Origin of the sequence: Mesorhizobium sp. M7A.F.Ca.CA.003.01.2.1, from assembly GCF_003998945.1 — a bacterium.
Lineage (GTDB): Bacteria > Pseudomonadota > Alphaproteobacteria > Rhizobiales > Rhizobiaceae > Mesorhizobium > Mesorhizobium ciceri.
Map to the genome: position 1 here is coordinate 1 of NZ_RZRA01000684.1, position 3,174 is coordinate 3,174.

Genomic DNA, 3,174 nt, shown 5'->3' on the forward strand with positions numbered 1-3,174 from the left:
GTGCTGTCGATGAACCGTGCCGTCGAGGTCGACGAGAAGAACGCGCCCGAATATTACGCCATCGTCCAGTCGCTCGCCAAACAGGCCGGCCTGCCCATGCCGAAGACCTACCTGATCGACAATCCGCAGCCGAACGCCTTTGCCACCGGCCGCAACCCGCAGAACGCGGCGGTCGCTGCCTCCACCGGCCTGTTGCAGGCGCTGACGCCTGAAGAGGTCGCAGCCGTCATGGCGCACGAACTCGCCCATGTGCAGCACCGCGACACGCTGACCATGACGATCGTCGCCACCTTTGCCGGTGCCATTTCGATGCTCGGCAATTTCGCCTTCTTTTTCAGTGGCAATCGCGACAACAATCCGTTCGGCTTTGTCGGCGTGCTGGCGGCGATGATCGTAGCGCCCTTTGCCGCGATGGTCGTGCAGATGGCGGTCAGCCGCACCCGCGAATACGAGGCCGACCGACGTGGCGCCGAAATCTGTGGACACCCGCTCTGGCTGGCATCGGCGCTTGACAAGATCGCCCGCGGCGCCGAACGCATCCGCAACCCCGATGCCGAGCGCAATCCCGCGACCGCGCATCTCTTCATCATCAATCCCCTTCACGGCGAGCGCATGGACAGCCTGTTCTCCACCCACCCCGCCACTGAGAACCGCATTGCAGCCTTGCAGGCGATGGCGCGCGACATGGCCGGCAGCGAAACCCGGGCTGCACCGCGCCAGGCCCCAACGCCACGCCAGGCGGACGAACTGCGGCCATCCGGCCCGTGGGATCAGACAGCACGGCCCGAGCAGCCGGCGGAGCCCGCCAAGCCCAAATCCAACCCATGGGGTCGCAATCCGACCGGGCCCAGGGGCCGGTGGTCGTGAGCGTGGCGGACAGAGGACCTCGACGCACGGTTTCAGGTGATCAGGAACACAGGGACGGCGGCGACTTCGTCGCCGGTCTCGCCGCGCGCAAGGCAGCGGCCCGCCTGCTGGCCGCCGTCATCGATGCCAGGACACCGCTTGACGGGCTGACCGATCACGAGAACGGCCACCCGCAATACAAGGCGCTCGATTTGCGCGATCGCGGCCTTGTCCGCGCCATTCTGGTCACCGCGCTGCGCTATCGCATGACCATATCGGGGCTCTTGGCGCGGCGCCTGGAAAAGCCGCTGCCGCCCAATGCCACGGCGCTGTCGCACATATTGCATGTGGCGGCCGCACAGATCCTGTTCCTCGATATTCCCGACAGCGCCGCCGTCGACATTGCGGTGACCCATGCCAAGTCCGATCCGCGCACGGTGCGGTTCTCCGGCCTCGTCAATGGCGTGCTGCGCACACTGGCACGGGCCAAGGAAACGGAATTGCCTGCCGCCCTTGCCGCCACCGACGAGGCGCCCGAATGGTTTTCCGACAGGCTGAAGACTACCTACGGCAACGAAAAGGCCAGACAGATCCTCGAAGCGCACCGCGTTGAGGCGCCGGTCGACTTCTCGGTCAAGGCCGATCCCGGACTCTGGGCCGAAAAACTCGGCGGCATCGTCCTGCCGACCGGCACGGTGCGGGTCGAGAATCTTGTCGGTCCTGTCACCGAATTGCCTGGCTTTGCCGAGGGCGCCTGGTGGGTCCAGGACGCCGCGGCCAGCCTGCCCGCCCGACTGTTCGGCGATGTCACGGGATTGCGGGTTGCCGATCTCTGCGCCGCGCCCGGCGGCAAGACCGCGCAGCTGATCGTTGCCGGCGCGAAGGTCACCGCCGTCGACACGTCAAAAAACCGGCTTGCGCGGCTGACGCAGAATCTCGAGCGCCTCGGCCTGTCCGCCGAGATCGTCCAGGCCGACCTGCTCAAATTCGAGCCGAAGGAATTGTTCGACGCCGTTCTCCTCGACGCGCCCTGCTCGTCGACCGGCACGGTGCGGCGGCACCCCGACGTGCCATGGACCAAGACTTCTGCCGATGTCGAAAAACTGGCCGACCTGCAGCGCAGGCTGCTCGCCCGCACTGTGACGCTGGTGAAGCCCGGCGGCAGGATCGTCTTTTCCAACTGTTCGCTCGATCCGCTCGAAGGCGAGGATCTCTGTCGCGCCTTTCTCGCCGGCACGCCTGAAATCACCAATGATCCGCTGCTGCAAGGCGAGATCGCCGGCATCGCTCCATTCCTGACGCCGCAAGGCACGCTGCGCACCACGCCCGCCGACCTGGACCTCGGCGCGCCGGAACGCTCAGGCCTCGACGGCTTCTTCGCCGCTCGCATGCGGCGAGCCGGCTAGGGCTTGAACTGCCGGATTTGCTGCCTTTTTTAGGCAGGACCGGGGGCAGAAGCAGGTGAACCGGCCCGGGCTCGTGGAATTCGCCTTCGCACGAATCGTGCAATCATGTAGACTCGGCGCCGGGGTAGAGGACGATCAGGAGGGGTTTTGGCACTGGCTGCCAGCAGCACGACGCGTCTGTGGACGCTTGTCGCGAAGGAGTTCTGGCGCAAAACGCGCCGGCGCCTGCGCGCCGGGCCTGTCTATCGCTGGCGCTATTCCGGCCGCACGCCGGAACGTGTGCTGATCGCACCGCCGGACCTGCGCCTCGCCGACCCGCAGATCGCACTCGAGATCTATTACGGCCGCTATCCCCTGTCGGGGCATCTGGTCGAGACCGGCGGCAAGTCGCCTTTCCAGATCAACGTGCCCAATCACGGGTGGCAGAAGACGCTGCACGGCTTTCGCTGGCTGCGCCATAGGCGCGCCGCCGGCACGGAGCTTGCCGCGGCCAATGCCCGCGCCCTGGTCTCCGATTGGATCACCATGCATGGCAGCCATATTTCCGGCATCGCCTGGGAGCCCGGCACGACGGCCAAGCGCATCATCGCCTGGTTGCAGCACTCCTCGGTCGTATTGCAGGGCGCCGAGTTCCCTTTCTACCGCGCCTTCCTGAAGTCGGTTGCCATGCAGATCCGCTATCTCAGGTCGATGGCGCGCGAAATGCCCGACGGCAAGGACAGGCTGCGGGCCCGCATCGCGCTCGCCTTCGCTGCCTTGTCCCTGCCGGCGCCGGCATCGGCGCTGCGTGGCGCGACCCGCAACCTTGCCGAGGAACTCGACCGCCAGATCCTCGCCGATGGCGGGCACATTTCGCGCAATCCGATGGTCGTCCTGGAAATCCTCGCCGACCTTCTGCCGCTGCGCCAGACCTATGCCAACC

Annotated in this window: 2 protein-coding genes and 1 pseudogene; all 3 read left to right on the forward strand. The window is 66.4% G+C overall.

Annotated elements, in window-relative coordinates; translation table 11 throughout:
• Window positions 1-867: zinc metalloprotease HtpX (htpX, locus tag EN969_RS23645; protein ID WP_127419439.1), on the forward strand; the 867-nt coding region annotated here is incomplete at its 5' end.
• On the forward strand, window positions 825-2,252 hold the full coding sequence (locus EN969_RS23650) for an RsmB/NOP family class I SAM-dependent RNA methyltransferase (RefSeq protein WP_063169464.1): 1,428 nt from the start codon (window positions 825-827) through the stop codon (window positions 2,250-2,252). The genes htpX and EN969_RS23650, both read left to right, overlap by 43 nt.
• Before the next feature lie 147 nt (window positions 2,253-2,399).
• A pseudogene (locus tag EN969_RS23655) lies at window positions 2,400-3,174 on the forward strand (heparinase); the annotation flags it as partial.